Here is a 24,767-nt window from a genome sequence, read left to right as displayed (position 1 = left end):
GTGTGAGAGAATAATGAACAACGGTTTCGGCCTTCGGAAGGCCATCTTACTGCTGGGCGCCGTCATTGTAGCGTCCGGATCTTACTCGTCCGCCGTCAAGGCAGCGGACGGCGGGCGGCAGGTGAAAACGACCGCATGGAAAGAGGGGACGGCGGTCAGTACCGATTCGAACGTATCGGCTTTGTCGCCCGGCTACGTACACCGCTTCGCCAACGAGCCCATTATGCTGACCGGCGTAGACCGGTCTTACGACGTGTATTATAATGTGCCGAAAGCCGAGCTTGGAGGCAACCATTATTTGGAGCTCGATTTGAGCTACTCCGACCTACTGCTGCCTTCCCAGTCTACCTTGACTGTCCTTGTGGACAATAAGCCGCTGAAGAGCGTGTCTTTGACCAAGGAAGAGGCGAAGCAGCGCAAGGTGACGATTGCGCTCGGACCGGACGAAGCGAAGCCCGGCTTTCACAAGCTGACATTCGCCAAGCACGGCGTCGTCTCGGACGATTTCTGCGAAGACCCGGACAACCCGGCTAACTGGCTGCAAATTGCGCGTTCGTCTTTCGTCTATATCGATTCGAAAGCGACGTGGACGATTGCGGACCCGCTGAAGGAGTTCCCGCATCCTTTCATCGAGCCGGGGACGACGGACGAGGTGTACGGAACGATCGTCGTGCCGGACGCTCCATCGCCTGAGCTGCTTTCTTCAGCCTTGGAGCTGGCGGCCCGGTTATCGTCGCTGACAGCGGCGAAAAAGCCGGTTCCGATGATGACGGAGTCGGAATGGGCGAAGGCGGACGGCAAATTGGCCCATGTCATCGCCATGGGAAGCGTCGGGGCTTGGACCGGCCCGGTGAAAAAAATCGTCGAGGAGAACGGCGTTCGCGCCGAAAATGAAGAGCTGGCGCTCGACTATATGTCCTTGGAGGAGGCCGGAAAGACCGGCTCGAAGCAAATGCTGCTGCTGTCTGCGGCCAAGGATGAGGCGATCACAGAGAAGCTGCGCGTATTAACGAACCCGAAGCTGGCGGAGCAGCTTACTGGAAGTCATCTGGTTATTCGGCAGACGCCTGCGGTGGCGGATGATGGCGACGAGCCGAAAAAGCTTACGCTCGCTTCGTTCGGCTCCGAGCACCTGCTGCTGAACGAGACGAAGCCGGAATCGGGCAAGCTGATCGTAGGCGTACCGTCCTATTGGAAGCTGACCGGCGAGAGCTCGCTTGAACTGAAGCTGAAGGTATCTCCGCTGCTGATGGCCGAGATCGGGGAGCGGACAGAGCGTAAAAGCACGAAAAAAACGAAGGAGACCGGGGCTGACCGTTACGGGAAATACGGATTGACGGTAACGGTGAACGGCATCCCGAAGACGGTATCCCTTCAGGAATTGACCAAAACGAAACATCAAGGCGATACGTACACGTCGAGCATTCCTCTGACCGATGCCTTGCAGGATAAAGACGGCAGCGGGGCGTTGGATATTACGTTTACGGCCAACATCGGCCATACCGAAGGCCCTTGCATCCGGGACACAAACAATGGCCGGTGGATTTTCGTCGATAAAGCCAGCACGTTCAATGTGCCTCACGAAATGTCAAAGGACAGCTCGTTCCAGCACTGGCCGGCGCCATTTGTAAGCGGCCAAGGAACGGACCGTACGGCCATTCTCGTGCCGCAGCAGGTGAACGGGACTTTCCTGTCGCAGCTTTCCCGGCTTGTCGGGGACTTGACGTCCGATACGAGTCGGCGGATCACCGTATTCCGCGAACCGCTTGACGGTCAATCGCTCAAGCAGCTTAAGGATTACCATGTGATCGTGCCGGGAGACCTCGGCCGATTCCCGTCGCTTCAGAAGCTGCCCGAAAAGCTGCTGCTCCCGACGGACAACGATCGGCTGCAGCTCGGGAAGTACAACGCAATCAACGAAACGACTGATTATGCGGCTTGGATCCAGCCGTCGGTCTGGAACGAAAACAGGGTGATGGCCGTCTTCCAGAAGGTGAACGTCGGGGGAGGGGAGCAAGGCTCTTTCGTTCATCCGAATCTGCTGCAATACTTGAAGAATGCGAAGAAGCCGGGCCAAGTCGTCATTATGAATAAGGCCAAAGCCGTGTTCACCGCTGCTTCCCCTTCGGATTCCAAGACGTCTCAAGACGGCAAGGTATCGAATCCGACGGAGAAAGCGCCCGGTATTCCGGTATGGCTCATGGTGCTTATTCCGGTGCTGCTGGTCGGACTGCTGATCGTGTTTATCCGGATGCGGCGCAAGGAGAAACGGGACGCCGGGAAGCAGTGAAGGCGGCGAGGAACGGCTCCCCGGGTGAAGAAGCAAGGCAAAATGAATCGGCTGGGTGGAAGCGTTGAGTAAGAAGGCGACACTTTGTTCCTGGTTGAGACCAGTTGGGCTACCCTTATACTGAGGGCGTTATAAGCAATAAAAAAAATGAGCAGGAATCTAATCCCTGCTCATTTTTTTGGAAGTCTGATCGTCTTTAATTATCCTCGGAAGCTTATTCTCCGCTCACACAAAATTCAATCCCGCCGTAAACGGAAATGGCAGCATCGCGAAAAATCGAATCCGAAAGCTTGGCTGCTTCGGCCATCTCGTCCGGCCGGACGAGCCGTATGTCTGCCACCGTAAATTCTCCTCCTTGTTCCTCGGTCCCGTGTTAATTGCCGTTTGCCAGCGCTTGGCGTACAAACCCACCCGAACGCTCCAGCAGCTCGCGCGCGCCGTCCCGGTCCACCTTCGCCAAAATCATGACGATAGCGGTTTTGACGTGTTTGTCGGAAGCGGCGTACGCTTCGCTGATCTCATCCTCCGGCGCGCCGGTCGCCATGCCGATAATCCGCTTGGCGCGGTAGACGAGCTTCTCGTTGGAAGGCAGAACGTCCACCATGAGATTCTCGTATACTTTGCCGATGCGGATCATGGAGGCGGTCGTCAGCGTGTTCAGAATCATCTTCTGCGCGGTACCCGATTTCATCCGGGTCGAGCCGAGCACAACCTCCGGTCCGGCGACGGCTTCCAGCATCAGATCGGCGATGCCGGCCATTGGGGTGTGCTCGTTATTGCACAGACCGATCACGGTCGCTTGCTTTTCCTTCGCCCGCTTCATGGCGCCAAGCACATACGGGGTACGGCCGCTGGCGGCGATGCCGACGACCACGTCGCGGTCCGTTATGCCATGCTCGTCGATATCCTTCGCGCCAAGCTCCTCGCTGTCCTCCGCGCCCTCGACCGGCTCTTTTACCGCTTGAAAGCCCCCCGCAATGATGCCCTGCACCATGGACGGGTCCGTTCCGTAGGTCGGCGGACATTCCGACGCATCGAGAATGCCGAGCCGCCCGCTGGTGCCGGCGCCGATATAGAACAGCCGGCCCTGACGCTGAAAAGCGGCAACGATCCGGTCGACGGCCTGCGCGACTTGCGGGAGAATGCGGCCAACTGCTTCGGTGATCAGACGGTCTTCCTCGTGGATGAGCCGGACGATATCCTCGGAGCCTAGCCGGTCGATTTGCGTCGTATTCGGATTGCGCTGTTCGGTCGTTAATTCATTCAGCAGGTTAAACATATGGACTGCTCCTTTATCGCGTTCTTTGGATGAGCTCGAAGCCGAGCAAGGCGGCGCCGTAAGCGGCGGGCTGCTCGGAAGCCGGGTGCAGGCGCAGCCCGGGGAACGTTTCGGAGATCGTCTGCCGGAACGTATCGGCGAACAAAGGAGAATGCTTGAACACCGAGCCCGTCGTCACAAGGTCCGAATCCGGGAACCAGGCGTCCTTACCGACCAAGGCTGCCGCCGCGACGGCAAGCTCCGCTGCTGCGCCTTCGATAATACGCTTGGCAACGGCATCCCCCTGCTTGCTTGCGTTGATGCATAGCTCGGCAAAGGCGGCAACGTCTTTTTTGCGAATGTCCGGTCCGTAGATGTACGTTTTCAGTTCGGTAATCGAGTCGAAGCCATACGTGTGCCGGATCATATCCGTTAATGCCGTGGCCGGGCAGATGCCGTCATGACTGCGCATCACGGCTTGCAGCGCGTAAAGTCCGATTTGGTAACCGCTTCCCTCATCGCCGAGCAGATGACCCCAGCCGCCGACCCGGTAGCGCCGGCCTTCCGGCGTGCAGCCGAAGACGATTGAGCCGGTGCCGGAGACGACGGCGATGCCGTACTCCCGGCGAAGCGAAGCCATCAGGACAATTTCCGCATCGTTGCGCACGAACACCTCGAACGCAGCGCCGATTCGGGCCTGATAAGCCCGAAGAACGGCTTCGACCGCTTGCTTTTCCTCCGGCGTATCGGTGCCGGCCATGCCGATGCAGACGGCCAGACAGCGTCCGTTTGCGCTGGCTTCATGTTGAAGCGCTTCGTCCAGCACAGCCTCCAGATGGCGGGAAGCCTGCTCGTAGCCGATCGCCTTCGAATTCGTCGATTCGCCTGTACAGCCGAAGAGCCGGTTGCCCGAAGGATCGATGACGACCGCTTCCGTTTTGGTGCCGCCGCCGTCGATTCCGACGATATACTCCATCTTTATCACCTTCTTCTTAATTTGAGTATAAGACAACGAAGCTTAATTTGTAAAACAAAATTTCACGATACAAAAATAATATTGATTTAAAATTTCAAATACGGTATAATAAGTTTGATTGTTGGAAACGGTATCAATAACACCATTATGTTTTGTTTAATAACATTATATGTAACATTATTTTACGGATAAGAGGGGGTGGGCGCAATTCATGGAGGTTTGGTTCGTTTAAGAGAGATTTTAGAAGGATTGAATCCTTCGGAGAAAAAGGTCGCGGAGTACGTGCTCGCGCATCCCGAGCGGATGATCGAGCTGTCTGTCGCCCAGTTGGCCGAAGCGAGCGGAGCCAGTCAGGCCGCCATCATCCGGTTGTGCAAATCGATGGGTGTGAAGGGCTACCAGGATTTGAAGCTGAAGGTGGCGGGAGACCTCTGGGAAACGGGCGGCGTGCAAGGCTACCAGGAAATCCGGCCGCAGGATTCGATTGCGACGATCGTGCAGAACGTATCCAACAATAATATTCAATCGATCCACGACACGGTGAAAATTCTCGATTTGGAGCAGGTGTCCAAGGCGGTGCAGGCGCTTCATCAGGCGAAGCGGATCTATTTCTTCGGCATCGGCGCTTCCAATCTGATCGGTCAAGACGCGCAGCAGAAATTTTTGCGCATCAACCGGACGTGCTTCTGCTTTGCCGATCCGCATGTGCAGCTCGCGTCGGCAGTGACTCTGACTGAGGAGGACGTCGCCGTCGGCATCTCGTACTCCGGCGAAACGAAGGAGGTCATTGCCGCCTTGAAGGCCGCCCGGGAGAACGGCGCCGTCACCATCGGCATCACAAAGTACGGCAGCACGACGCTCACCCAGTACACGGACATTCCGCTGTGCATCTCCTCGACGGAGAACGAGATTCGAAGCGGGGCGATGTCGTCCAGGATTACGCAGCTTAACGTGATCGACATTTTATACCTCGGGGTCGCAAGCAACAACTACGAGCAGTCCGCGATGTACCTCGACCGGAGCCGTCAGGCGATCCGGGAGCTTGAGAACGGCATGGCCAAATTTAATCATAAAAGCTAACTAGGAGGATGGATGTATGAAGGTCAGCAAACTGCTTGCCGCGACGGTGGCTTTAAGTCTCGTCTTTGTTTCCGCCTGCGCCAAAAAAGAAGGGGGAACCAACGCCCCGGCCGGCGAAGCGGCAAAAGACGATAAGAAGCCCGATACCGTCAAGGTATGGGCGTACCCGGTTCATCTGGATTATGAGAAGGACATCAAGGAACTGATCGCCGATTTCAACAAGCAGCACCCGCATATTAAAGTAGAGCACGAGGTGCTGTCTTGGGCTGAAGGTCCGAAGAAATTCGACGTTTCTCTAAACGCGGGCGACCCGCCGGATTTGTACTACCACTCGGTGTCCGGGCACTACGTCAACACGGGGCTTGCCATCCAGCTTGACCCATTCCTGACCCCGGAAATCAAGGACGATTACTTGCCGGGCATACTGGATCTGGGCAAAATTCAAGGCAAGCAGTACGGCCTGCCGCTGACCGCGGGACAATGGGCTTGGGGCGGCAACAAGCGCATGTTGGAAGAAGCGGGCGTCGACTGGAAGAAGATTCAGGAGAAGGGCTGGACGTGGTCCGAATTCAAGGAAATCGCCAAGAAGCTGACGAAGAAGCTGCCTGATGGCTCGATGCAGTACGGTCTCGTGACGGACGGCACCAGCCTTGATTTCAGCCAATTGATTACGAAAAACGCCGGTCTGGTCGATGTCTTGGACGAGAAGGGCAAGTTTATTTGGAATGACGGTAAAGTTCTCGATTCCCTCAAATTCATCGACGGTCTGATGAAGGACGGCGTGATGCCGAAGGAAACGGGCGGACTCAACCCGCAGCAAAGAACGCAAATGTTCTACGATAGCAAAGCCGCCGTAATCAGTAAAGCGCTGCCATACTACGATACGATCATTGCCAACCGCAACAAAGATATCGACGCGGGCAAAGTAAAGGGCGAGAAAATCGACTTCGTCCTGCTGCCGGTTCCGCACCATGAGAATGCGCCGGGCAAGACGTACGTGATGGGCGAAGGCTTTGTCATGTTCAAGCAGAAGAAAGACAAGGGCGAGCAGCACGCGAAGAACGTTTTCCTTGTGATGGAAGCGCTTAGCGGCGCGAAAGCAGGGAACTCTTCCAACGAGCTGAACCTGCCGTTCGTCCGCAAGTCCCAAGCCAAAATGTACGAAGGCAAAGGCAAAGCCCAGAAGTATAACTGGGAAGCCGCGCAAAACTTTACGAAGAGCACGACCTCTTCGATCGAGAACAATCTGGACGTCGACAAGTCCACCAAGCTGAAGCAATTCCAGGAGCAAGTGCAGAAGCCGGCCATCCAGGCGTTGTTCGCCGGGGAGAAAACGCCGGAGCAAATCGCTGAAGAATTCAAAACCAAAGGCAAGCAAATGTTCGGCCAGTAATGCAGCAACAAGCCGCGCGAAAAGATGCCCTGTATGGATTCATATAGGGCCTTTTTTTTCGGACTCGCCGGCGAAGGCATGAAGGAGGATCGCCATGGACAACTTACACAACGGGCCGGGTGTGCCGGGCCCAGCCATTCGGCCAAGGAAGGCGAACGCTTCCGTCAAGCAGTTTATCCGGGATTACGGTTGGTCGTATATGTTTATCCTCGTTCCGGTGCTGCTCTTTCTGGTGTTCACCCTGTATCCGGTCATTTCGGCTTTTCTGATGAGCTTTCAGAAGTATACCGTTTTGAAATCGGATTGGGTCGGCCTGGATAACTACAAGTTTATGTTTCAGGACGAAGTGTTCTGGAAGTCGATGAAAAATACCGCGATTTTCACCATCGGCACCGTGCCGGTCAACATTATTTTGACGTTCGTGCTCGCTTTTCTCATCTTTCAGATGCGTCAGTCTTGGCAGACGTTCTTTAAAGCAGCCTTGTACTTGCCGGGCGTCGTTTCGGGCGTGACGATCTCGCTCGTCTGGCTGGCGATCTTCGATCCGACCCCTTGGGGACCGATGAACACGGTGCTCGGCTGGTTCGGCATCGATCCGGTCATCTGGCTCGGAAAATCGAACAGCGCCATGTTCTCGCTGATGCTGATGACGTACCTTGGCGCGCACGGGAGCGGCCTCATCCTGTACCTCGCGGCGATGGGCGGCGTTCCGAAGTCGCTGTACGAGGCGGCGGACATCGACCATGCGAGCGGCTGGACGAAGTTCTCGAAAATTACGTGGCCGCTACTCAAGCCGACGACGCTGTACTTGCTGGTGACGGGGGTCATCACCTCGTTTCAGGTGTTCATCAGCGTGTACCTGATGACGCAGGGCGGTCCGAACTTCGCCACGACGACGATCGCTTATCTCATTTACCAGACGGCGTTCGTATTCTACGACTTCGGCCTGGCCTCCGCGCAATCGTTCGTGCTGGCCATCGTCATTATTATCATCTCGATCATTCAATTCAAATACTTCTCATCGGACATCGAATATTAAGGGGTGACTGCGTTGAGCAACCAATCGAAAGTGATCTTCATAAGCATTGCAGCGATCATCCTCGCTTTCTGGGCGGTCATCACGGTCATCCCCTTGTACTGGATGATCATTGGCTCGTTCCAGGATTCGCTGGCCTCGGCCGTCTTCAAGCCGCAGATGATTCCGGACATTTGGTCCGTCGCGCCGTACGAGCGCTTTTTCACGAAAAACAACGCCATTCAATGGCTGCTGAACTCGTTGTTCGTCTCTTCCGTGCTGACTGTCACGAACCTGTTCTTCGCTTCCATGGCGGGCTATGCGTTTGCAAAGCTTAAATTTCCCGGGAGCAATTCGATCTTCTGGGTGCTGCTGGGCACGATGATGATTCCGGCGCAGGTTACGCTGATCCCGCTGTACGTGCTGGTGATCAACGTCTTCGACTTGGCGGATACGTATACGGCGATGATCGTGCCGACGTTGGTCAGCGTCGGGAATATTTTTCTGATGAAGCAGTATATGTCTACGTTACCGACATCGCTTATTCATGCCGCACGCATCGATGCCTGCAGCGAATTCGGCATTTTTTATAAAGTCATCCTGCCGATGGCCAAGCCCGGCCTCGCCGTTCTGGCAATCTTTACGTTCGTGGCGAACTGGAACGATTTTTTCTGGCCGTTCCTTGTGACGCGCTCAAGTGAGATGCGGACGATTCAGGTCGGTCTGGCAAGCTTCAAATTTGCCGAGTCCACGGACTATGGCGCGATTATGGCGGGTGCAACGATCGGCGCTCTGCCGATGATCATCCTGTTCTTCGCGCTGCAAAAATATTTCCTGCAAGGGATCACCATAGGAGCCGTGAAAGGCTAGAAGGAGGAAGAAGCGATGGCACGCGTGGTGTTTCAAAATATACGCAAAGAGTATGTGGACGACAAGAAAGGGACGTTCACCGCGGTCGAAAGCTCCAATTTTGTGATCGAAGACCGGGAATTCGTCGTGTTCGTCGGACCCTCGGGCTGCGGCAAAACGACCTCCCTGCGCATGATCGCAGGGCTGGAGCGGCAGACGAGCGGCGATATCTACATCGGGGACCGCCTCGTTAACCAAATGCACCCGAAGGACCGCGACATTGCGATGGTGTTCCAGGATTATGCCTTGTACCCGCACATGACAATAGAAGAAAACTTGTCCTTCGGGCTCAAAAATCTGAAACGGCCGAAGGAGGAAATCCAGCGCAAGGTGAAGGAGGCGTCCGCGATTCTGGGGCTGACCGACATGCTGGAACGCAAGCCGCGCGAGCTCAGCGGCGGGCAGCGTCAGCGGGTGGCGGTCGGTCGGGCCATCGTGCGCGATCCGCAGGTGTTCCTGTTCGACGAGCCCCTCTCGAACCTCGACGCGAAGCTGCGTATTCAGATGCGGGTGGAGCTGTCGGAGCTCCATAAGCGGCTTGGCGCGACCATCGTCTACGTCACCCACGATCAGGTGGAAGCGATGACGCTCGGGGAACGGATCGTCGTCATGAACAAGGGGCGCATTCAGCAGATTGCGTCGCCGACGGAGCTGTACAACCGGCCAAGCAACATGTTTGTCGCCGGGTTTATCGGGTCGCCGGCCATGAACTTTATGGACGCGCGCATCGAACGGGGGCACGTGCATGTGGAAGGGGCCTCGTTCGCCCTGTCGGACGCCGCGGTCCGGGGACTGAAAGCGTACGAGGGCAAAAGCATCATTCTGGGCGTGCGCCCGGAGCATATATTCGGCGAGGAGTTGGCGCCGCCGGCCGCATCGGCGTACCGGCTGAACGCCGTCGTACAGGTTGTGGAAAATCTGGGCGCGGAAAACCTCGTATACTTCCGCGTCGGCCAGCGGATGGTGACGGCACGCGTCCATCCGGATACGATCGCGCAGGTCGGGCAGTCGAAGCTGTTCGCCTTCGACGGAGGCAAGCTGAATTTCTTCGATCCGGCTACGGAGGAGCGCATCGTATTGGAGCCGTAATAGAAGCCGGAAGTCCGGTGAATAGCAGGCGCTGCGCATCCGAAGCGCTCTTCCGAAATCCAGAAACAAAGACGAACACTTCGTTTCTACAGAGCGCTTTCGGCTGCTCCGCTCATATTCACCGGACTTTACTAGAAAAGGGAGGTATGTGAGGTGCGGAAGCTTAGTGAAATCATGGTGCGGTCCGGATTGCAAACGTACCGCGAAATCATTCATGTCGCCTTGTTCAGCATCGTCAGCTCGCTCGTCTTGTTTCCGGTGCTGCTCTTCCTGCCCGTGCCGCTGGCCTTGCTTGTGCTGGCGCTGCTGTACGTGCCTTTGGCGGCGGGCGCGATCCACGCGTGTCACCGCATCCTGCAAGGGGAGAAGGGGAGCGTGCGGACCATGCTCAAGGGAACGCTGGCTCATTACGGCGCTTCGCTTGTCTTCGGGCTTGTCTGCGCTTTGTTCGTAGTGATTCTCGTCTCCTCTTGGTGGTATTACGGCAGCCGTAGCGGGACGATGTCTTTGGCGCTGGCCGTGTTTCAGACCTACTTCGTGGCGCTCTTTTTCATCTCGCAGACCTATACGCTGTCTCTGGTCGTGCAGGAGCGGCTCGGCATCTTCAGCGCCATGGGCCGCAGCGTCAAGCTGTTCGTCGCCCGTCCGATGTATACGATCGGCGCTTGCTTCCAGATGCTGTGCTTCGCCGTTCTGCTGGGCGTGACGGTCGTCGGCTTCGCCTGCTTGTATATCGGCATGATCGGATTTTTTGCGAATCTGGTGACGGCGAACGTGCTGAAGAAGGATGAGGAGGAAGCCCGGAGCGGTAGCGGGGCGGACAAATCGACCGCCGTATCCGGCGATTACCATCTTGCAGGCAGGGAGAGTTGAGCGATGGAAGGGATGGTTCAGACGGTTCAGACGGGAGCGGACCGTCTTCCGCTGTTGGAATCCGAGCTGCGCGGACAGCGCTTCGGGCTGTTGACGAACCCGACGGGCATCGATCAGCGGTTCGAATCCGTGATCGACCGGTGCGCCGGGTTCAAGTCGGTGGCATTGACGGCGTTGTTTGCTTGCGAGCACGGCATTCGCGGCGAGCGGCAGGCGGGGGTTCGCTTCGGTGATGAGAAGGACGATAAGACGGGGATTCCCGTCTTTAGTTTATATGGGGACCACAAGCGGCCTACGGAAGAGATGATGGACCGGGTGGACGCCGTCATTTTCGACATTCAGGATTTGGGCGTGCGCTTTTACACCTATTTAAGTACGCTGGTTTATACGATGGAAGCGTGCGCAGCCTACGGCAAACGGCTGATCGTGCTCGACCGGCCGAATCCGCTCGGCGGGATCGTCAGCGAGGGCGGAATGCTGGAGGCGGGCTACGAATCGATGGTCGGCGCGTGGGCGGTACCGTTCCGCACGGGGCTGACCATCGGGGAGTTTGCGGGGTACGTGAACAGCCGCCTGCCAGTACGGTGCAGCTTGCAGGTCGTGCCGCTGCTCGGCTGGGAACGGGACATGGAGTATCCCGCAACGGGGCTGCCATGGGTTATGCCTTCGCCCAATATGCCGACAATGGACACGGTGCGGGTATATGCGGGGAACTGCCTGTTCGAAGGCACGAATGTGTCCGAAGGACGGGGGACGACACGGCCGTTCGAGCTGCTCGGCGCGCCCTGGATGGACGGACGCGCGGTTAGCGAAGCGGTGAACCGCTTGGGACTGCCGGGCGTGCACTTGCAGCCGGTCTATTTTACGCCGACGTTCTCGAAGCATCAGGGCGAGCTGTGCGGCGGCGTTCAGGTGTTCGTGACCGATCCGGCGGCATATCGTTCCGTCGCGACGGCGCTGCATCTGCTGCATGCGATTGCGGCGCTTTACCCGGCACAGTTTCAGTGGACGCCGCCGTTTAAGGAAGGGCGGAAGCCTTTTATCGACTATTTGTCCGGCAGCGATCTTGTCCGCACTTCGATTCATGCGGAGGCGGGGCTGAACCGGATTTTATCGTTATGGGACGCGCAAGCGAACGCATGGAACGACGCGAGGCGGCCATATTTGTTGTACGGAGGGGAAGCATGATGGAGCTTGCAGGCATGACGTTGGAGGAAAAGGTCGGACAGCTTATCCAGGCAGGCTTCCACACTATGGAGCCGGACGAGCATATTTTGGAGCTGATCGAACGGCGGCGGATCGGCGGCGTTATTTTGTTCGCGCGCAATGTGCAGGACCCGGCGCAGGTCGCGGCTTTGACCGGGAAGCTGCAGGAGGCGGCGCAGCGGGCAGGGACGGCTCCGCTGTGGATTTCCATCGATCAGGAAGGCGGCATGGTGGCGCGTATAACGGAAGGCGTCGCGCTGATGCCGGGAGCGATGGCGATTGCCGCCGGGGGCTCGGTGGAGGCGGCGTACGAAGCGGCCTTCGTTGCCGGCCGCGAGCTGCGGGCACTCGGCGTCAACATGAATTTTGCGCCGGACCTGGATATCAATAACAATCCGGCCAATCCGGTGATCGGGGTGCGCTCCTTCGGCGAAGCCCCGGAGGCCGTTGCGGCGTACGGAGCGGCTGCGATCCGCGGCTTTCAGGACGCGGGCGTGTCGGCGACGGCGAAGCATTTTCCGGGCCATGGCGATACCAATACGGACTCCCACCTCGACCTGCCGACGATCCAACATTCGCGCGGGCGGATCGAAGCGGTCGAACTGGTTCCGTTCCAACGCGCCGTTGCCGAAGGCGTCGATGCGGTCATGTCGTCGCACATCGTGTTTCCCGCGTTCGAGCCGGAACGGCTGCCAGCGACATTATCCCGCCGCGTGCTGACGGGACTGCTGCGGGAAGAGCTCGGCTTCGACGGCGTCATCGTGACGGATTGCATGGAGATGCAGGCGATTGCCGACCATTACGGCACGGTGCAAGCGGCAGTTCTGGCCGTGGAAGCGGGCGCGGACATTGTCTTGATCAGCCACAGCCGCGAGCTGCAGGAAGGCGCCCTCGACGCGCTGCTGGAGGCGATCCGCTCCGGGCGGATCAGCGAGGAGCGGATCGACGCGTCGGTCCGCAGGCTGCTTGCGTTGAAGCGGAAGCGGCTGGCCGCCGGGACGGGCGGAGCGCCGGTGCTGCATGAAGCGGCGCTCCGCCTTGTCGGCTGCGAGGCGCACCGGCAGACGGCGAGGCGGATCAGCGAGGCCAGCGTGACGCTGGTCAAGGACGAGGAAGGGCTGCTGCCGCTCCGGCACGTTCCGACGCTCGTTATCCATACGTCGGCTGTTGCGACTTCGATTGCCGATGAAGCCGTCGATATTCCGCATACATTCGGAAGAGCGCTGGCCGCGCAGGGAATGGACGTTGTCGAACGGATCATTCCCGTGTCGCCGGACGGCGAGGCGCTGCAAGCGCTGTTGACGCAGGCCGAGCCGTTCGGGCAGGTCGTCGTGGGCACGTACAACGCTTCCTTTTATCCCGGGCAGGTCCGGTTGATCGAAGCGCTGCAATCGCTCGGCAAGCGGCCGATTGTCGTCGCGCTGCGCAATCCGTACGATCTGCGCGAATTCCCGGGCGTATCGACCTATGCGGCGGTGTATGAATCTAGGCCGCTCGCGCTGGAGAGCGCGGCCAAAGGGCTGACCGGCGCGATCCCGATGCGAGGCAAGCTGCCGGTCACGATCAGCGAAGCTTATCCCGCGGGCTGGGGGGCGAACGGGCCATGCTAGCGTCCTACTTCCGCAAACCGCAGCGGCTGGTCGTCGGCCTGATGTCCGGCACGTCGCTCGACGGAGTCGATGCTGCGATCGTCCGCATCGAGGGGCAGGGGCTCGATACGAAGGCCGAGCTTGTCCATTACACAGCGGTTCCTTACGACGACACGCTCCGCGAGAAGCTGAAGGACCTATGCAGCCTGGATCGGTCGAACGTGGCGATGGTGTGCGGCATGAACTTTTATCTAGGCCGCGTTTTTGCGGAGGCGGTGCAGCAGGCTGCTGCGGAAGCGGGGGTGTCGATGGACGAGATCGACCTCGTCAGCTCGCACGGCCAGACGGTATGGCATATTCCCGAGGCCGACCCGGGCGAATGGTGCCAGGTCCGCTCGACGCTGCAAATCGGCGATCTATCGGTGATCGCCAAGCAAACCGGCAAGCCGGTCGTCGGCGACTACCGTACCGCCGATATGGCGGTCGGCGGGCAAGGCGCGCCGCTCGTGCCGTACGCCGATTTCATTCTGTTCCGGGATGCAAGCAAGGGCCGCATCGCGCAAAATATCGGCGGCATCGGCAACTGCACCGCCATCCCGGCGGGCGCACTGCCGGAGGAGGTCATCGCCTTCGACACGGGACCGGGCAACATGCTGATCGACGAAGCCGTCTATCAGCTATCCGGCGGTGCGAAGAGCTATGACGACGGAGGGGCTTGGGCGGCGCAAGGGCGGGCGGACGACTCGCTCTTAGACCGGATGCTGAGCCATCCGTACTTGGCGCTGAAGCCCGTGAAGACGACGGGCCGCGAAATGTTCGGCAAGCCGTACGCGGCGGAGTGGATCGGCGAAGCGCGGCGGCTGGGGCTCGCGGACGCGGACATCGTCGCCACGTTCACGGCCTTCACCGCGCGTTCTATTGCCGCAGGCTACCGCGACTTCGTTTTCCCCGTCTGCCGGGCGGACGAAGTGATCGTGTCCGGCGGCGGTGCGCACAACCGGACGCTGCTGCGGATGCTGGCCGGGCTGCTGCCCGAGCAGCGGGTGCTCTCATCGGATGCATTCGGCATCTCCGGCGATGCCAAGGAAGCGATCGCATTCGCCTTGTTTGCGAACAATTTCCTGCACGGTATTCCGAACCAGCTGCCGTCTGCGACTGGCGCTTCGCGTCCGGCCGTCATGGGCAAGCTCGCTTTGCCGGAATGACAGAATATGACTTGGCTTATGCAGCAAGCCTTTCTCAAGAGAACGCTCTGGGGAAGGCTTGCTATTTTTTTGCCGCCAATTTGACGTATCACACATAAATCAGGAAAATAAATAATATTAATCCCATATTTTGATGATGAATCCCTAACATGTAAGCGGGAGGGTGATTATGGCAGCTCCAGAGCATTATTCCGTTGTCATCGTAGGTGCAGGAACCGCCGGTATTTCCGTGGCGGCGCGCTTGGCCCGGGCTTCCCGGACGCTCCGGGGACGCATCGCGCTGATCGATCCGGCGGCGAAGCATTATTACCAGCCTCTGTGGACTTTGGTCGGCGCAGGCGCGGCGAAGAAGGAGGAGACGGAGCGGGAAATGGCCTCGCTCATCCCCGACGGCGTCGATTGGATTCAAGAGGCGGTTGTGTCGTTTGACCCGGAGGATAACCGGCTCCTGACGCAGCCGGGAAGAGAGATCAGCTATGATTGCCTCGTGGTGGCGGCAGGGCTGGAAATCGACTGGGGGCGGATCAAAGGCTTGAAGGAAGCCTTGGGCCTTGATGGCGTATGCAGCAACTACGCGTATGAGACGGTAGACAGCACATGGGACGCGATCCGGAATTTTCGAGGCGGGACCGCGATCTTCACGCATCCGAATACGCCGGTCAAATGCGGCGGCGCGCCGCAAAAAATCATGTATTTGGCGGACGACTATTTCCGCAAATCGGGGGTACGCGACCGGTCGAACGTGATATTCGCCTCGGCGAAGGACGTCATCTTCGACGTTCCCAAATACGCGCACACGCTGGAGCAAGTCATCCGGCGGAAAAAGATCGAGACGAAGTACCGGACCCATCTGATCGAGCTGCGTCCGGGGGCCAAGCAAGCGGTGTTCGAGCATCTGGGTACGAAGGAGCAGGAGGTCCTCTCCTACGACATGATTCACGTTACGCCGCCGATGCAAGCGCCTTCGTTTATCCGCGAAAGTCTGCTCGCCGACAAGGGAGGCTGGGTCGATGTCGATCTTTCCACTTTGCAGCACAAAGCGTACCCGAATGTGTTCGGCTTGGGGGATTGCTCGAATTTGCCGACGTCCAAAACCGGCGCCGCTATCCGCAAGCAGGCTCCGGTCGTCGAACGGAACGTGCTGGCGTTCTTGCAAGGCGAGCCGCTGACCGCGAGCTATGACGGCTACACATCCTGTCCGCTGGTCACCGGGTACAACCGGCTGGTGCTGGCCGAGTTCGATTATAACCTGATGCCGCAGGAGACGTTCCCGTTCGATCAATCGAAGGAGCGGTTCAGCATGTACTTGTTGAAGAAAAATGTGCTGCCCGTCATGTACTGGAACGGGATGTTAAAAGGACGAATGTAACAAGGCAAATGTAACAAGGCAAATGAAAGGGACTGCACAATAAGCGAATTTTAAAGGGGGAAGGAATATGCTGCTGCGGTATTTTTACGATGAAAAACTGGCTCACGCCTCTTATCTGGTCGGCTGTCAACGGACGGGCGAAGCGATTGTGATCGATCCCGGCCGCCATCCGGCGCCTTACTTGCGGACCGCCGAAGCGGAAGGGCTGCGCCTTGTTGCCGCTACGGAAACCCATATTCACGCGGACTTCGTCTCGGGGGCCCGCGAGCTTGGCGTCGCGCATGGAGCAAAGCTGTATCTGTCGGACGAGGGCGGCGACGATTGGCGGTACCGGTACGCGGAGGAGGCGGAGTGTCGGCTTGTAAAGCACGGGGACCGGTTTACGGTCGGCAACTTGTTGTTCGAGGTTCTGCACACGCCGGGCCATACGCCGGAGAGCATCTCGCTGCTGCTGACTGATCTCGGCGGGGGCGCGGACGCACCGATGGGCATTTTCACGGGGGACTTCGTCTTTGTGGGCGATGTCGGCAGGCCGGACCTGCTGGAAAAAGCGGCCGGACTTCGCGGCACGTCCGAGGCCGGGGCCCGGGCGATGTTCCGCTCTCTCCAGCAATTCAAGCTGCTGCCGGATTACCTGCAGGTGTGGCCAGCGCACGGGGCAGGCAGCGCGTGCGGCAAGTCGCTCGGGGCGGTGCCGTCCTCCACCGTCGGCTACGAGAAGCGGTTTAACCCGGCGCTGTCTTATATGGACGAAGAGGCATTCGTTCAGGCGCTGCTTGATGGACAGCCTGAGCCGCCGCGTTATTTTGCCATTATGAAGCAGGTGAACCGGAAGGGACCGGAGCTGCTGGGCCGCCTTGCGGCGGTGGCGGAATTGGGGTCGCTGGAAGCGTTAACCGCCTTGCGTGAGGCGGGCGCAACGGTGATCGACACCCGCCCTGCCAAGGAATTTGCCAAAGGACATTTGGAAGGGACGATCAATATACCCTATAACAAATCGTTTCCGAACTGGGCCGGCTGGCTGGCCGATTACGAGCGTCCGCTGTCGGTATTGGCGAAGCCGGACCAATGGCCGGACATCTTGACCGCGCTCCGATCCATCGGCATCGACAACGTGACCGGCTATATGGATGCGGGCAAGCTTCGCGCGGCCGATTCCTCGCGCATGGAGTCGTATGCCGAAGCGACCCCGTCCGAGATGGCCGGGAAGGTGGAAGCGGGGGACGTGCATCTGGTAGATGTGCGAAGCTTGAGCGAATGGCAGGAAGGACGCATTCCCGGGGCGCAGCATCTTACGTTGGGCAATTTGCCCGGCCGCTTGAGCGAAATTCCGCGAGATAGGCCGGTCTTGCTGCAATGCCGTTCGGGCGCGCGCTCGGCCATCGCCGCAAGCTTGATGCAGGCCGGCGGGATCAAAGAAGTGATTAACTTGAGCGGCGGGTATATTCGCTGGCGGGAAGAAGGACTGCCGCACGAAGACGGTTCGAAGCCGCAGGCGGCCGGGAACAGGTAGAGCGTATAAAACAAGTGTTCTGCGAAAATAAAGATTTAGACTGATGTTGTTAACCTTGTCATTTAATTTATCGTTAAGGCTGAGAAGACTCCCTCTTCGATAAGGGGGAGATGAATCAGCATCTCTTGTATACGAATGCGAACATACGTGCTATAATTGTCATGAAATCACCAAAGGAGATAAGTCTCGCATGTTGCATCATAAAGCTTTTCGCTTTCGCATCTACCCTACGGAGGAGCAAACGACGCTGATCCATCAGATGTTTGGATGCGCTCGCTTTGTCTTTAACCACTTCCTTACGAGGTGGAACGACACCTTCCAAGAAACAGGCAGAGGCTTGTCTTACCAGACCTGTGCAACCGGGCTGCCAGCGTTGAAAAAGGAATGGCCTTGGCTCAAGGACGCGGACAGCATTGCTTTGCAATCCGCCGTTCGCAGCCTGGCAGATGCGTTTGATCGCTTCTTTCGAAAGCAAAACGATCCGCCTCGTTTCAAGGGCAAACGCAATCCCGTCCAAAGCTACACCACGAAGTTTACGAACGGCAATATTGCCGTTGCCAGCGATCTGCTGAAACTTCCGAAGCTCGGATGGGTGCGCTTTGCCAAGTCCCGTGAAATCGAAGGACGGATCTTGTCTGCTACGGTGCGTCGAAACGGCACAGGCAAGTACTTCGTTTCGATCCTGTGTGAAGTAGACATCCAGCCGCTTCCTCACGTGGATACCGTCATCGGCATAGACCTCGGCATCAAGTCGTTTGCCGTTTGCAGCAGTGGAGAAAACATTGCGAGTCCCAAGCCCCTGCGCACCTACGAAAAGCAACTTGCGTTTTGGCAGCGACGGTTGTCTCGTCGACTGAAAGGTGGAGCCAACTATCGAAAAGCGAAGCAAAAAGTCGCTCGCATGCATGAGCGAATCGCTAACGCCCGGCAAGACTTTCTACATCAGCTCTCGACCAAGTGGATCCGTGAAAACCAAACGATCTGTCTGGAAGATTTGCAGGTTCAAAATCTAATGAAAAATCACAAGTTAGCAAAGTCCATTGCTGAAGCAAGCTGGTCAACCCTTCGCACGATGCTGGAATATAAAGCAACGTGGTATGGTCGCACGATCAGCATGGTCTCCAAAAACTATCCAAGCAGTCAACTTTGTCATGGTTGCCAATCGCGCAATCCCGAAGTGAAAAATCTAAACTTGCGAGCGTGGACCTGTTCAGGATGCGGGACGCACCATGACCGTGACCACAATGCGAGCATGAACATCTTGCAAGAAGGACTGCGTTTGTTGGCGAAGATGGGCTGAACTGCGGGAACCGCAGGGATCGCTTGCTCAAGAAGAGAAGGATGCTTCTCTGTTCGCAAGAATCCCCCACCTCAGCGCCATTAGCGCAGGTGGTGGGAGTGTTCAATTTCAAATATAATAATCAAATATTTGTAAGGAAAGGAGGTGAAAAGAGATGGAGGCTGTTTTCATGAATGGCGTTTTAGGGAAAAATGTAAAATTTTCAGGCGAGCTTTTTTGCAACAGGATACGTACGCCCTTTTTCAGATATACAATTCACGAAAATAGTTTCCGGTTACTTTTTGCCTGCTTGGCTAAGAAAGCAGTTGATTTAGCCTCCTAAAATAGTAATACAATATTTTAGGAGGCCATAGCTAAATGAACACAAACACAAAATCAAACGATCAAAATAGAGCATTTACAAAGTTGTTGATGACGGTCTTAGTTTTATCTTCTCTTCTGGCTGCCATTACTGTAGATATGGTGAATCCTGTTCTGAGTATGATAAGCGAGTCTTTGAAAGCTTCAAAGGCGCAAGTAAGCTGGGTAGTAAGTGGCGTTGCCCTTGTACTAGCAATTGGGGTTCCCCTTTACGGTAGGATGTCTGATTTTTTTGAGCTGAGGAAGCTGTTCACATTTGCTACTTCCATATTGACTCTTGGAAGTCTTATCTGTGCCGTTGCTCCAAGTCTTCCAGTATTAGTGTTTGGCCGAATGGTTCAAGGCGCAGGAATGGCTGCCATTCCTGTCCTATCCGTTGTGGCTATTTCTAAGGTTTTTCCGGAAGGAAAACGTGGATCGGCTTTAGGTGTTGTTGCAGGGTGCATAGGAATTGGAACGGCTTTCGGACCGATTTTCGGAGGAATTGTTGGTCAAATTTGGGGATGGCACTCTCTATTCTGGATAACGTTTATTCTGTCGCTCCTTATAGTAGGTGGATCTATATATGCTCTACCACCGATTAAACCAACATTAGAAGGTAATGACGAACGGAGATTTGATTTGGTCGGCGGTGCCCTACTCGGCCTGACCGCAGGACTTTTGCTGTTTGGGGTAACACAAGGGGAGTCAGCTGGCTTCGCCTCATCTTCTTCTCTAGGAAGTCTGCTGGGGTCCTTAGTAAGCTTGATCGGCTTCATTTGGCGTATACGTATAGCAAGCAAGCCATTTGTACCGCCGGTTCTGTTCAAAAACAAATTTTTTATTAACTCACTCGTAGTCGCTTTCTTCTCCATGTTTGCCTATTTTGCTGTTCTTGTATTTGTACCACTGTTAATTGTGGAAATCAATGGGCTTACCCCCGGAAAAGCTGGACTGACACTTTTACCAGGAGGTGCCGCAGTTGCACTCCTTTCACCATGGGTTGGGCGAATCTCTGATCGAGTCGGAACCAAACCGCTTTTGATCGTCGGGCTGATCGTCGCGGGAATTTCCATCCTGTTCTTGTCGTCATTTGCCTCTGGGGCATCTCCTATTTTGGTTTCAATTGGAGTTATGGGGGTGGGGATAGCATTTGCTTTCATCAACTCACCTGCCAATAATGCTGCCGTAGGCGCTCTTCAAAAAGATCAAGTTGGTGCTGGAATGGGCTTGTTCCAGGGAGCCTTGTATCTTGGAGCAGGAACGGGAGCAGGAGTTATCGGAGCATTTTTGCATGCACGAAGAGATGCTCCCGAATCGTTAAATCCACTGTATACTCTTGATGCGATAGGATTTTCCGATGCATTTCTGGCTACGACCTTAGCCGTGATTATCGCCCTATTTGCTGCATTCGGACTGCGCAACGACAAGAAAGGCAGTAATTCAGCTAATCTATTCCATTAGAGGAGTAAAGCTGATATTCCACGCTGCTTTTCTTAGTCTATAACTTTATTTTCATAGAACAACAGGGAAGGGGCATGGCGGGGCTGCAAAGCCCTCCATGCCCCTTCCTCTAAAGCGTGGTTAGCGCAGGATTATTTATAGCCGCCGAGCAAATAGTTGTAGAACGGCTCATCGACCCAGAAGCGGTAAGACTCCACTTTGGCATCGGGACGGATCTTTTGAAGACCGGATGCGATCTCTGCGGTTTTGTCCGACAAGGAGAACGTCTGCGCATAATAGTGGCCTGCGGTCAGCTTATTGTTCGAGATTTCCTTGTACGTGTCCATCGGGCTGAGTGAATAGTAGAGCGGCTGCCACCAGGAGCTGGCGATCAGGCCTTTGGCGTCCTCGCTGTTCTTTTTGGCGTATTGGAAAATCACGTTCTGAAACTTCGCTTTTTGCTCTGCCGTATCGAATTCGAAGGCAATGTCATATTCCTTCGCATAGGCGATGTAGTTGCCGTTCTCGATCTGCATGACCTTGTATCTGTCCGTTTGCTTCGGCTCGCCCCACTCCTTCAGGTAGACGAAGGCCGATGTTTTCGGCTCCAACTGCACTTTGGCATTCAAGCCCTCGCTGCGCAGCAGTCCGATCAGTTGTATGGCATGCGTACTATCGTCGTGCCCGTAGGTGAGCGACAGCTTCGGATCGAAGTTTGCGCTGTAGCGGGAGTCCTTCAGATTGTAGCCGGTGATCAAGTTCTGCTTCAGCGCTTCGTCGACGACGGCTTGCAGCTCTTTCACCTGAATCAGATCCTGCGTCTGATATGCTTGGTACAGCTTGGCGAAAATATCCGCGTCAGCCACGGAGCCAATCGCGTGCTTGTAAGCGCCTTTGAACGACAGGACGCTGCCGAGTAGGTCGGCGGCAAAATCACCGGATGCCGCGTCGCCGAGGGCGAACGAGCTATGCCATGCGGCAGGGAGCAGGCCCGTGTCCACGGCCGCCGCCAACTCCTGCGCCGCTTGCAGCGACAATTTCGGATTACCGGGGTAGTCGATGCCGAGCTTGCGCAGCGCCGATTGGATTTTCGTTTCGGGGTATGTATAGGCGAGCTCCTTCAAATTAGCGGCTTTCAGCGCAATATAGACCGCCGCATCTTCCGTGAGGGGAGCCGCCGCTTGCAGCGTTCCGCCGGACAAAACGCCCTTCTCGACCAAAGCCTGGGCGGCCCCGTATGCAAGGTCTTCGGGCTTCAGATCGTTAAACCGGTTTTCCCCGGCAGAGGCGCCTTCGAGCTTCAGCGCCTTCGCTACGTCCCGGATAAATTCGCCCTTCGTAGGCGCAGCCGGCAGCTCGATCTTGTACTGGTTCTGTAAGAAGGCTTTATAGGCCTCCGCAGCGGGAGAGGACACCGCGGAAGACGGTGCCGCAGGAGCGGAGGCTGCTTCCGTACGAACCGCAGAACCGTCGTACAGTCCGGAATAGAGCAAAGCCGCCGATAAGCTGACGGCCGCGAGCGGGAATAACCTTTTCTTTTTGTTAACGGAACGATGCATGGCAAAAAGCCTCCTCTATCTTGTGAATTCCAATAGAAAAACTTGTATTTGGATCATACTTCCTCGGGTTGTCTCTGTCAATATCGGTTAAGAAAAATGAACAAAGAAAAACCGTATTTCGAACGAATACGGTTAGGGTACGTAATAGTGTCCTATGTTTTTCATTATAACGAACTAATAGACCTGAGTAATCGTGTAATCCGCCGCATTTTTGATCATCGGGGTTTTCTCGCCGTTTTGCACGCGGGTTGCGTCGTACGTCGTGTCGATCGTGACCCATTGCCCATTTAAGAAAACTTGATTCCACGCATGGTACGTCGATGGAGCCGAGGCTTCATATCCCATAAGCAGGCGGGTCGGGATATTTTGACTTCTGGCCATCGCCGCAAATATGGCCGCGTAATCGTAGCAAATGCCTTTCGACGAATTGTAAACGGCATCCAGACTAGGAATATAATCGTCTTGGACCGATTGAACTTTCTCGTAATCGTATTTGATGTTGCGCGTTATATAAGTATAGATTGCCGCCGTTTTTTCCATATCGGTCTTTGCGGCGTTCGTCAGCTTGGTTGCCTGAACGACGGCTTTCGTATGGCTGTTCCAGTTAATAAGCGGAATCGATTGGACGAAAACCGCATTTTCGTTTTCCAATTTCAGCTCGATGCTTTCTTTCGAAACGACTTTATATTTATTATCGCTTAGTAACTGCGCGATCAGAACGCTGTACGTGCCATTGCCTCGCTGCAACGGATAGTGCGCCCCGTTCGTCAGGGTATAGTCGTAGTTTTCATTGCCCTTCGATATTCGAACAATCGTTTTCGTATCGGTATTATGTGTGTAATTAACCGCGATAAGTCCTTTATCCAAAGCGGTTCGGTCGATTTGGTAAGTTTCGGTTGCGGCATAGGTTCCTTTTGGTGCTGCGAGCAGCAAAGTAGTGATGAATGTCATCGCCAAAAGCTTTTTGAACATAAAAAAGCTCCCCTTTCGGTAACTGGCTGCCATCTTAGTTAGACACTAAGGAAGGCCCTGTAGCTTTGCGTCCCCAACTTTCGTTAGGTTTGCCTTTGTCGGTTGAAAGCACCGAAATATTGTTTAATTTATGCCTCTAGCATACCATATTATTGGTTCTCTATCAATTTCCCTTTCACAATGAGACGGTGTGTCGGGTTTTCCATAGGATGACAGGTGATTAACGTAATTTCCTTGTCTTTGCCGTTGCCCTTCAACACCCAGACATCCTCAGGGAGAACGTATAGCTTCTCTTGGACCTTATACCGGTATTGCTGTTTTCCGGTATCGACTTCGACGAGATCTCCTTTGTCGACCTCATCCAGCCTGTTAAAGTTTTTCCCGTACGTGAAGTTGCGATGTCCGGCAATGGCATAATTCCCTATGGCGCCGGCTTTCCCGGTGCCTGCGATGCTCGCAACGGAAAGCTTCAGATTGTTCACGGTCGCGTCCGTTATAATCGGCAGCTTCAGTTTAATCTTCTCGATGGTCAAAACTCCCTCGAGGGGCTTCCCCTGCAAAGGGTCCGGTGCGGATTCCGGCTCGGCATTCGAAGGCTGCGGCTGACTGTCCGCAGGAGCAGCGACTGCCGATATAGGTACGAGATTAAGATTTTGCTGCTTTGAATCTGTGGTCTCGGCAGCTTGATCGATACGCTTCAAGGTTTCCGTCCATTGATTCATCATTTGCTGCTGCTGGTAGCTTTCATAGCGATCGATGATCGCGGGATAGAGAAAAATCGCTATTCCCAGAAAAATACACAGGCTCGGCAGCGTTCTTTTGATCATCCGAACTTCCTCCTTCGTCATGCTAAGCGGCCTAACGCGCGCCGGAAGAGGCGCGCGTTAGGAAAAGTTGTTTTAGAAAAGCCATCTAGGTGTTCTTCATAAATTTACGACGCATCATAAATCCTAGAAGGATCAAGGCAACACCTGCCAGTTGGATGTAGACAGGGTTGGATTCTCCTGTTTTCGGCAGCGTTTCTTTTTTAGTTTTGTTGCTCGGCGGGTTGCCTAGCGGCACTTCCCGATTCGCAAGCTCGATCGTATCGTTCCCGTCCGGCGGGGTCGTTTTATCCCCATTCTTCGACGGGTTAACCGTCGGAGAGCCTAACGGCACCTTGGGATTGCTGTCGATCGTTTCCTGATCATTCGGTTTATTGCCATCCGGTTGAACTCCCGTCGACGTCGAATTCGGCGTCGTCGTTGTTACGGTTGTCGTCGGCGATGAAGAAGAACCCGACGAACCTGACGAACCCGATGAGCCCGAAGAACCCGAAGAACCCGAAGAACCCGAAGAACCCGAAGAACCCGAAGAACCCGAAGAACCCGAAGAACCCGAAGAACCCGA

At 55.9% G+C, this 24,767-nt stretch carries 24 protein-coding genes and 1 riboswitch; of the genes, 16 read left to right on the top strand and 8 right to left on the bottom strand.

The genetic code is table 11. The annotated features are described in order from the left end of the window. Positions 1–13 precede the first annotated feature (13 nt). Complete coding sequence (locus NLX71_RS12780; RefSeq protein ID WP_254364026.1) at positions 14–2,290, top strand: cellulose biosynthesis cyclic di-GMP-binding regulatory protein BcsB; 2,277 nt, start codon at positions 14–16, stop codon at positions 2,288–2,290. A gap of 214 nt (positions 2,291–2,504) precedes the next feature. Here NLX71_RS12780 and NLX71_RS26575 read toward each other — a convergent pair whose 3' ends face one another. Genes NLX71_RS26575 through NLX71_RS12770 form a run of 3 tightly spaced genes read right to left on the bottom strand, consistent with a single transcriptional unit; the run spans position 2,505 to position 4,524 of the window. Next, positions 2,505–2,630 (bottom strand): hypothetical protein, encoded by a 126-nt coding sequence (locus NLX71_RS26575; protein ID WP_302058215.1) that lies wholly within the window; start codon positions 2,628–2,630, stop codon positions 2,505–2,507. A gap of 33 nt (positions 2,631–2,663) precedes the next feature. After that, positions 2,664–3,569, bottom strand: a complete 906-nt coding sequence (murQ, locus tag NLX71_RS12775; RefSeq protein WP_254364025.1) for an N-acetylmuramic acid 6-phosphate etherase — start codon at positions 3,567–3,569, stop codon at positions 2,664–2,666. A 13-nt stretch (positions 3,570–3,582) separates the two neighbouring features. Continuing rightward, positions 3,583–4,524 (bottom strand): BadF/BadG/BcrA/BcrD ATPase family protein, encoded by a 942-nt coding sequence (locus tag NLX71_RS12770; RefSeq protein WP_254364024.1) that lies wholly within the window; start codon positions 4,522–4,524, stop codon positions 3,583–3,585. Between the two features lie 207 nt (positions 4,525–4,731). Here NLX71_RS12770 and NLX71_RS12765 point away from each other — a divergent pair, with 207 nt between their 5' ends. The 14 genes from NLX71_RS12765 to NLX71_RS12700 all read left to right on the top strand — a co-directional run bounded on the left by NLX71_RS12765 (position 4,732) and on the right by NLX71_RS12700 (position 20,868). Continuing rightward, positions 4,732–5,604 (top strand): MurR/RpiR family transcriptional regulator, encoded by an 873-nt coding sequence (locus tag NLX71_RS12765; protein WP_254364084.1) that lies wholly within the window; start codon positions 4,732–4,734, stop codon positions 5,602–5,604. Between the two features lie 16 nt (positions 5,605–5,620). Next, the gene (locus tag NLX71_RS12760) at positions 5,621–6,997 is read left to right on the top strand and encodes an ABC transporter substrate-binding protein (RefSeq protein WP_254364023.1); all 1,377 of its coding nucleotides are present in this window, start codon (positions 5,621–5,623) and stop codon (positions 6,995–6,997) included. Between the two features lie 94 nt (positions 6,998–7,091). Continuing rightward, complete coding sequence (locus NLX71_RS12755) at positions 7,092–8,036, top strand: carbohydrate ABC transporter permease (protein WP_375377916.1); 945 nt, start codon at positions 7,092–7,094, stop codon at positions 8,034–8,036. A 12-nt stretch (positions 8,037–8,048) separates the two neighbouring features. Next, positions 8,049–8,882 carry a carbohydrate ABC transporter permease gene (locus NLX71_RS12750; RefSeq protein WP_090675444.1) on the top strand — a complete coding sequence of 278 codons (834 nt, stop codon included), beginning with the start codon at positions 8,049–8,051 and terminating at the stop codon, positions 8,880–8,882. Between the two features lie 15 nt (positions 8,883–8,897). Next, on the top strand, positions 8,898–10,010 hold the full coding sequence (locus NLX71_RS12745) for an ABC transporter ATP-binding protein (RefSeq protein WP_254364022.1): 1,113 nt from the start codon (positions 8,898–8,900) through the stop codon (positions 10,008–10,010). Between the two features lie 153 nt (positions 10,011–10,163). Then, a complete protein-coding gene (locus tag NLX71_RS12740) occupies positions 10,164–10,883 on the top strand; it encodes a DUF2189 domain-containing protein (protein WP_254364021.1) in 720 nt (239 codons plus the stop codon). A 12-nt stretch (positions 10,884–10,895) separates the two neighbouring features. Then, complete coding sequence (locus NLX71_RS12735; RefSeq protein WP_254364080.1) at positions 10,896–12,071, top strand: exo-beta-N-acetylmuramidase NamZ family protein; 1,176 nt, start codon at positions 10,896–10,898, stop codon at positions 12,069–12,071. Beyond that, positions 12,068–13,699 carry a beta-N-acetylhexosaminidase gene (gene nagZ / locus NLX71_RS12730; RefSeq protein WP_309248943.1) on the top strand — a complete coding sequence of 544 codons (1,632 nt, stop codon included), beginning with the start codon at positions 12,068–12,070 and terminating at the stop codon, positions 13,697–13,699. The genes NLX71_RS12735 and nagZ overlap by 4 nt, the downstream gene beginning before the upstream one ends. After that, positions 13,693–14,883 (top strand): anhydro-N-acetylmuramic acid kinase, encoded by a 1,191-nt coding sequence (locus NLX71_RS12725; RefSeq protein ID WP_254364020.1) that lies wholly within the window; start codon positions 13,693–13,695, stop codon positions 14,881–14,883. The genes nagZ and NLX71_RS12725 overlap by 7 nt, the downstream gene beginning before the upstream one ends. A gap of 169 nt (positions 14,884–15,052) precedes the next feature. Next, positions 15,053–16,252, top strand: coding sequence for an NAD(P)/FAD-dependent oxidoreductase (locus NLX71_RS12720; protein ID WP_254364019.1), 1,200 nt, complete (start codon positions 15,053–15,055; stop codon positions 16,250–16,252). Positions 16,253–16,319: 67 nt separating this feature from the next. Then, positions 16,320–17,765: an MBL fold metallo-hydrolase gene (locus tag NLX71_RS12715; RefSeq protein WP_254364018.1), complete on the top strand. Its 1,446-nt coding sequence runs from the start codon at positions 16,320–16,322 to the stop codon at positions 17,763–17,765. 190 nt (positions 17,766–17,955) lie between these two features. Further along, positions 17,956–19,065 (top strand): IS200/IS605 family element RNA-guided endonuclease TnpB, encoded by a 1,110-nt coding sequence (gene tnpB, locus NLX71_RS12710; RefSeq protein ID WP_254364017.1) that lies wholly within the window; start codon positions 17,956–17,958, stop codon positions 19,063–19,065. A 154-nt stretch (positions 19,066–19,219) separates the two neighbouring features. Continuing rightward, positions 19,220–19,387, top strand: a complete 168-nt coding sequence (locus NLX71_RS12705; RefSeq protein ID WP_254364016.1) for a hypothetical protein — start codon at positions 19,220–19,222, stop codon at positions 19,385–19,387. A gap of 35 nt (positions 19,388–19,422) precedes the next feature. Beyond that, positions 19,423–20,868 (top strand): MFS transporter, encoded by a 1,446-nt coding sequence (locus NLX71_RS12700; protein WP_254364015.1) that lies wholly within the window; start codon positions 19,423–19,425, stop codon positions 20,866–20,868. Between the two features lie 131 nt (positions 20,869–20,999). On the opposite strand, the gene NLX71_RS12695 is transcribed toward NLX71_RS12700, so the two are convergent. The 4 genes from NLX71_RS12695 to NLX71_RS27055 all read right to left on the bottom strand — a co-directional run bounded on the left by NLX71_RS12695 (position 21,000) and on the right by NLX71_RS27055 (position 24,440). After that, the gene (locus NLX71_RS12695) at positions 21,000–22,406 is read right to left on the bottom strand and encodes a hypothetical protein (protein ID WP_254364014.1); all 1,407 of its coding nucleotides are present in this window, start codon (positions 22,404–22,406) and stop codon (positions 21,000–21,002) included. A gap of 174 nt (positions 22,407–22,580) precedes the next feature. Continuing rightward, a complete protein-coding gene (locus tag NLX71_RS12690) occupies positions 22,581–23,378 on the bottom strand; it encodes a transglutaminase-like domain-containing protein (protein ID WP_254364013.1) in 798 nt (265 codons plus the stop codon). Positions 23,379–23,392: 14 nt separating this feature from the next. Further along, positions 23,393–23,482: riboswitch (cyclic di-GMP riboswitch) on the bottom strand. 45 nt (positions 23,483–23,527) lie between these two features. Beyond that, positions 23,528–24,205, bottom strand: coding sequence for a class D sortase (locus NLX71_RS12685; protein ID WP_254364012.1), 678 nt, complete (start codon positions 24,203–24,205; stop codon positions 23,528–23,530). An 85-nt stretch (positions 24,206–24,290) separates the two neighbouring features. After that, the gene (locus tag NLX71_RS27055; protein WP_375377921.1) at positions 24,291–24,440 is read right to left on the bottom strand and encodes an LPXTG cell wall anchor domain-containing protein; all 150 of its coding nucleotides are present in this window, start codon (positions 24,438–24,440) and stop codon (positions 24,291–24,293) included. Here NLX71_RS27055 and NLX71_RS12680 point away from each other — a divergent pair. Then, the gene (locus NLX71_RS12680; RefSeq protein ID WP_254364011.1) at positions 24,373–24,564 is read left to right on the top strand and encodes a hypothetical protein; all 192 of its coding nucleotides are present in this window, start codon (positions 24,373–24,375) and stop codon (positions 24,562–24,564) included. The two genes, NLX71_RS27055 and NLX71_RS12680, sit on opposite strands and share 68 nt — an antisense overlap. 9 nt (positions 24,565–24,573) lie before the next feature. Here NLX71_RS12680 and NLX71_RS12675 read toward each other — a convergent pair. Continuing rightward, positions 24,574–24,767 (bottom strand): hypothetical protein (locus NLX71_RS12675; protein ID WP_254364010.1); only part of this gene is annotated, 194 nt, incomplete at its 5' end.

This window comes from Paenibacillus sp. MZ04-78.2, assembly GCF_024213375.1.
Classification (GTDB): domain Bacteria; phylum Bacillota; class Bacilli; order Paenibacillales; family NBRC-103111; genus Paenibacillus_G.
This window is presented reverse-complemented; position numbering and strand designations above follow the sequence as displayed.

Excerpts from the sequence above, each read along its gene's own strand:
- NLX71_RS12780 (WP_254364026.1), top strand. The coding sequence starts at position 14 with ATGAACAACGGTTTCGGCCTTCGGAAGGCCATCTTACTGCTGGGCGCC.
- murQ (WP_254364025.1), bottom strand. The coding sequence starts at position 3,569 with ATGTTTAACCTGCTGAATGAATTAACGACCGAACAGCGCAATCCGAAT.
- NLX71_RS12770 (WP_254364024.1), bottom strand. The coding sequence starts at position 4,524 with ATGGAGTATATCGTCGGAATCGACGGCGGCGGCACCAAAACGGAAGCG.
- NLX71_RS12760 (WP_254364023.1), top strand. The coding sequence starts at position 5,621 with ATGAAGGTCAGCAAACTGCTTGCCGCGACGGTGGCTTTAAGTCTCGTC.
- NLX71_RS12755 (WP_375377916.1), top strand. The coding sequence starts at position 7,092 with ATGGACAACTTACACAACGGGCCGGGTGTGCCGGGCCCAGCCATTCGG.
- NLX71_RS12745 (WP_254364022.1), top strand. The coding sequence starts at position 8,898 with ATGGCACGCGTGGTGTTTCAAAATATACGCAAAGAGTATGTGGACGAC.
- NLX71_RS12735 (WP_254364080.1), top strand. The coding sequence starts at position 10,896 with ATGGTTCAGACGGTTCAGACGGGAGCGGACCGTCTTCCGCTGTTGGAA.
- nagZ (WP_309248943.1), top strand. The coding sequence starts at position 12,068 with ATGATGGAGCTTGCAGGCATGACGTTGGAGGAAAAGGTCGGACAGCTT.
- NLX71_RS12725 (WP_254364020.1), top strand. The coding sequence starts at position 13,693 with ATGCTAGCGTCCTACTTCCGCAAACCGCAGCGGCTGGTCGTCGGCCTG.
- NLX71_RS12720 (WP_254364019.1), top strand. The coding sequence starts at position 15,053 with ATGGCAGCTCCAGAGCATTATTCCGTTGTCATCGTAGGTGCAGGAACC.
- NLX71_RS12715 (WP_254364018.1), top strand. The coding sequence starts at position 16,320 with ATGCTGCTGCGGTATTTTTACGATGAAAAACTGGCTCACGCCTCTTAT.
- tnpB (WP_254364017.1), top strand. The coding sequence starts at position 17,956 with ATGTTGCATCATAAAGCTTTTCGCTTTCGCATCTACCCTACGGAGGAG.
- NLX71_RS12705 (WP_254364016.1), top strand. The coding sequence starts at position 19,220 with ATGGAGGCTGTTTTCATGAATGGCGTTTTAGGGAAAAATGTAAAATTT.
- NLX71_RS12700 (WP_254364015.1), top strand. The coding sequence starts at position 19,423 with ATGAACACAAACACAAAATCAAACGATCAAAATAGAGCATTTACAAAG.
- NLX71_RS12695 (WP_254364014.1), bottom strand. The coding sequence starts at position 22,406 with ATGCATCGTTCCGTTAACAAAAAGAAAAGGTTATTCCCGCTCGCGGCC.
- NLX71_RS12690 (WP_254364013.1), bottom strand. The coding sequence starts at position 23,378 with ATGTTCAAAAAGCTTTTGGCGATGACATTCATCACTACTTTGCTGCTC.
- NLX71_RS12685 (WP_254364012.1), bottom strand. The coding sequence starts at position 24,205 with ATGATCAAAAGAACGCTGCCGAGCCTGTGTATTTTTCTGGGAATAGCG.